This is a genomic window from Pseudomonas sp. SAS7 (assembly GCF_052112345.1).
In the GTDB taxonomy this organism is placed as follows: Bacteria; Pseudomonadota; Gammaproteobacteria; order Pseudomonadales; family Pseudomonadaceae; genus Aquipseudomonas; species Aquipseudomonas putida_Q.
Map to the genome: position 1 here is coordinate 1 of NZ_JBEGGO010000063.1, position 431 is coordinate 431.

At 61.7% G+C, this 431-nt stretch carries 1 protein-coding gene; it reads right to left on the reverse strand.

Translation table 11 applies throughout. The annotated features are described in order from the left end of the window. Positions 1 to 431, reverse strand: a 431-nt coding sequence (locus ABI582_RS28700; protein WP_442120995.1) for an immunoglobulin-like domain-containing protein, incomplete at both ends; no start/stop codon positions are given.

Consider the following 431-nt stretch of genomic DNA (forward strand, 5'->3'; position numbering starts at 1 on the left):
GCCGTCTTTGTTGGTTAGCGTGATCGTGTAGGTGATCTCGCCGCCTTCGGTGACCGACTGGCTTGCGGTCAGCTTGGCGACAACTTCGTCGATGGTGTCGGTCACTTTGACCGAAGCATCTCCGCCCAGCTGCAGGTTCTCGAAGGCAGCGCCGGTGGCGTCCACCGCCGACTTGATGCCTAGGGTGATTTCGCCAGCATCCTGGTAAACGTCATCGCCCTGCGCAGCGTGCTCGTACGGCGCGCTGGTCTCACCGGCCTTGATGGTGACCTGAGCGTTGTTGCTCAAGGTCACGACCAGGTCGTGGGCCAGTGCAGTGTTGATGTGCACGGTGAAGGTCGGTTTGACGTTCTCGGCGACCGAAACCTGGTCGGCGGTGATGGTGACCTTGACGATATCGCCTTCGTTGCCCGGCGTGCCTGGCTCGTCGG